We start from the raw sequence: 4008 nt of genomic DNA, 5'->3' as shown, positions 1-4008 counted from the left end.
ATTGATTAATGTTTCTACCCAATCAACGTCGCCATTTTGATTACTACGATTTTTACTCTCTTTAATTATTTCTAAGATGGATACCATGGCATCGGTTATATCATTGGCTATTCCTGTTTCATCATCCACAATATTTAATCGTCCAAAATCTATATCTAACCCCCATTCCATATGAAAGATATTACTACAAATTAAATCTACAACATCCTTTGCTAAAAATTGAGATACCTCATGATCAATAGAACGAAATTTTAGTTCGGAATTTAACTGATCGAACAAAGATTCTAACCATGCCATTCGGAAAATATTGGGATCCTCCAAATCTAAGGAGTCAACTATTTTTTGCACGTCCATTTTGGTGGAGCAAGAACTTAAATAGTAGATTTGCCAATCAAAAATCTTTCTTTCCTATAGACGCCAGACATTTTATAACGCGGTGGAGAATTACTTTCTCTTTATCTGCATTATCTAGAGGTTCGCCCATATCTATAAGAGAAGGTTTGCCATCAATATTTTTTTCAGAGAAATCCAATTTAAATTCTTTTGTACCTTCGGTTGATGAAGTAAGGATACGTTTGTAATCACCCGTTTGATAGGTGTATTTTTATTAATTATGTTATATTTATTTCCAGAAGATAGTGAGGGGTATACACTATAATTCCTTGCAGTAACAGTCCCATACAACCCTGCTTTTTGCATCTTGTCTATCAAATTTCTTCCAACATTTATTCCTGAGCAAACGCATAATGAAATTTTAAAATCATTTTCTTTGCCAATACTTTTTAATAAATCAACAAGTTGCTCTACTGATGTTTCATTCCCATTTTGATCCACAATAGACTCAAAATCATCTATAGAACCATGACCAAGAATAAAAATTTTAGAGGCCTTCTTGATTTTCTCTCGGTCAATTTCGGATATCTGAATATGTCCTTCTTCATCTTTATTATTCAGATTAATAATCGGTGCTTTTTAAGTTTACTGCCAAACAAATAGCTCGCAACTTTATAAAGCATGACCATTGTTTTGCTTGTTAGCGTATCGTAAGATTCAGCCGCATTAAAAATTACAAACATAATACTTCACTGAAAAGGTGTGTTTATGGATATCTAGTTAATTATAGTTCAAAGGGGAAATTTTGTATAAATTAAATTCAAATAGATTGATATTTGACAGCTTGGAAACTATATGCGGGCTTGGGTTTTACCTGAATATTAATTTTTGTTATTTGTGCCCCACAAAATCACCACAATGAATTTTGGGGGGCAGCGTCAACTAAACTTTTTAAAACGCAAGAAAAGAGAGCATATCGTTTCTTAAACATACTTTAATAACAGCTTGTGGACCAGTTTTATATATTGTCCAATTCGTAGCACTGTACGCGCTTCCAGCAAATTTGTACGGACTTGAAGGGGCAGTATGGTGTTGTATCACTGTATTATAAAGTTCAACCATAAAGGGATGACCTGGGGTGCATATAAATGCATCATTACCTATAGCTGTTTGTCCTTGAGTAAAATTACTGATGCGGAGTATTTTTCGTCAGGGGAGTCAAATAAGCCATCGTAATTAAGAGGCTTGGTATTTTCATTTACCTCAATATCACTATCAAAATAAGCGCCACCATATTTAACTAAAATATTATATCTCAAAATATCGCTAGAGGCACCGTAATTAGGATACAACTTATCAATGTGGTAGCGAGAAAATTCATCAACAACACCTTCTTCGGTAATGTCTAGGAGCGTTATTTTCGGGTCTTGATCAAATCCATACTCAGAATAATATTTGTCTAAATTTTCTGGAGATGTACTTTCTTTATCAACCCACAAGCATACTTCAAAGCCTGGGTGTTTAGCAGCCCATGCTTTTATACGCTGCATATTTATTTCTGGTAGGATTTTTTCACCACCAGCCCAAATGAAATGTATTTTTTAGGTATAGGCATACTATTCCTCAAAAAGGTTATATAACACAACTTAATTTGGTTATTTTTTATTCATTATAGAGATAGAGCAATACAAACCAACATGGTTGGGATGTATAGTCATTTGATTTTTAAATTTAATTTATCCTATTGAAATATATAAATTATCTAATGGAATATGAAAAGAAGTGCTTTGTGGTTTTATAGAAGGCAGTTACAGATTTGCAATTTGCGCTCACACTTTGAGGTTTCAAAAATTTTTTAAGCCAAGCACAAAAACCCTTCAAATCATTATTTGTCTATAATTTATACTAAACGTATAAATTTATATAATATAATGAGTAGTTCAAAAAATGAGACAAATAACGACCTCTCTGCATATCTATACATTAGACAATGTTTGAGGACTGTTTCTGCTCTCCAAGACCGCACAGGCACACGAGACATATATCACTCATCAATAATGGACATAACCGCCCTTTTTGAACATATCTTTGAAATTAATTATTCAAATCTTATGGAATTGAATGAGCAGGAACTCAAAGACTATATTTTGAAGAAATTTATTACTCCTAGCTATATAGCATTACAACTTGATGATGGAATAAAACGACTCGGAGATATAAATAGGCACCATAGTGGGTTGTTACAAAACTTAGAGTTAAATCCTCAAGATCGGATGAAACAAGAATTAAATTTAGATGTTCAACGACAAAGTTTCTACAGAGAGAAATACGGCACAATTATTTTAGAAGATGATCTTGGAATTTTGAACATCTTCTTTGAATTATATATCAATTTTGTGCAATCGGAGTATGGAGAGCTTTCAGAGCAATTGGAAAAAATTTTCCAGGGTAATGAGCCAAACATGGCTAAAGCATTACATATTTTAGATATATTGGAAGAAGCTTATGACAGTTTAGAAACTATGAGGTTTAAAGGTTCAGATATATTACGTAAAAAATAGTATATTTTTGTACCAGCAATATGGTGTTGTTCATGGGGAAAAGAATGTACATCATCTGATTCAAGACGGTTTTCTATCACGGTTATTTGCGAGCAATATAAATACAGATCGCTACCTGTCAAGCTATCAAAAAATACAAGAGCGGTGCATTACGACTATCCAAAATACCAGAACAGACAGAACGGCCCTAAAAAATGAATTACTGGAAAAACTCAGAGATGAAAACCTCGAACTAACATTTGACAATCGAGTTTATCAGCTTTTTTAATATTGAAGGAAGCTTATTTTAAGATTGCCAATGATGGTAACTCAAGTAATTCTGAAATAGCTAATAGTCGATTAGTAAAGGAAATAAAACTCCTTTCTAAAGACTTATTTGGTGTTATTTTTTAGATAAAAATCAATATGTAATTAAAAAAGGGCTCATTTATAATATAATCTTAGGTCAAAAGGGATTTCACTTTAATTTAACGCCACAAGAAAAACCCTGTAAGTGGGCTTTGCTTTCTGAATTGCACCATGATACCCCATGTTTAGCAGAGGAAAATTTAAATCATTTATGCGAACGCTTACAAGCGTTGATGCCAGAGAATAATGAAAATTTTCCAATGATTATGGATGCAATATATGAAATGCCCCCCACAAGATATTATGCTTTTATTAAGTTTAGATGATCAATCACTTGTCAATGAGGAAACCATCAAGTGCATACTTGAAGATGAGCTCGAGAAAATACCCTCCAAGATTAATAAAAAAATATCAATGCCAAGATTTTTGAAGGAAAATATGGTGATTACGAACTGTTAGATTTTGATAGTCAACTAGGTGGCTCTGAACCAAAGAGAAAGAGCGCGTATCAAAGTGGAGATTTGGGAAGTAGAAAGAGTTTATTGAAAAGTAGAAACAGGACGGTATGGAGCCGTGACAGAGAAAATAGGATTAGATATTTATAGTTTATTTGCATCTGCACCTAGCAGTCGTCTTATCATTAGCGAAGAGAAACAATCCCTTGATTTCCTTAATTTTTATTATAAAGCAACTAGAGAAGGATTTAGAAATCGTGATTTGGATCTTCGGAACAAAGACTTGCTCAAGATGCACTAAGACAATTACC

The 4008-nt window shown here is 33.1% G+C and carries 4 protein-coding genes; 1 reads left to right on the top strand and 3 read right to left on the bottom strand.

Going from position 1 to position 4008, the window contains the following annotated elements; genetic code table 11:
• The 3 genes from BN58_RS22585 to BN58_RS06025 all read right to left on the bottom strand — a co-directional run.
• A partial coding sequence (locus tag BN58_RS22585; protein ID WP_156812390.1) for a hypothetical protein occupies positions 1–348 on the bottom strand: 348 nt, incomplete at its 3' end.
• 138 nt (positions 349–486) lie between these two features.
• Positions 487–834: a hypothetical protein gene (locus BN58_RS06030; RefSeq protein ID WP_019216071.1), complete on the bottom strand. Its 348-nt coding sequence runs from the start codon at positions 832–834 to the stop codon at positions 487–489.
• A gap of 659 nt (positions 835–1493) precedes the next feature.
• Positions 1494–1922 (bottom strand): glycosyltransferase, encoded by a 429-nt coding sequence (locus BN58_RS06025; RefSeq protein ID WP_269570105.1) that lies wholly within the window; start codon positions 1920–1922, stop codon positions 1494–1496.
• Between the two features lie 468 nt (positions 1923–2390).
• Here BN58_RS06025 and BN58_RS06020 point away from each other — a divergent pair, with 468 nt between their 5' ends.
• Positions 2391–2894, top strand: coding sequence for a hypothetical protein (locus tag BN58_RS06020; RefSeq protein ID WP_019216069.1), 504 nt, complete (start codon positions 2391–2393; stop codon positions 2892–2894).
• The last annotated feature ends 1114 nt before the right edge of the window (positions 2895–4008 follow it).

Source organism: Legionella tunisiensis, assembly GCF_000308315.1.
In the GTDB taxonomy this organism is placed as follows: Bacteria; Pseudomonadota; Gammaproteobacteria; order Legionellales; family Legionellaceae; genus Tatlockia; species Tatlockia tunisiensis.
The sequence above is the reverse complement of the archived record's forward strand: the minus strand, read 5'-3'. Positions and strand labels throughout refer to the sequence as shown.

What these genes read in the sequence shown, in the direction of transcription:
- BN58_RS06020 (WP_019216069.1), top strand. Translation starts at nt 2,391, where the DNA reads ATGGACATAACCGCCCTTTTTGAACATATCTTTGAAATTAATTATTCA.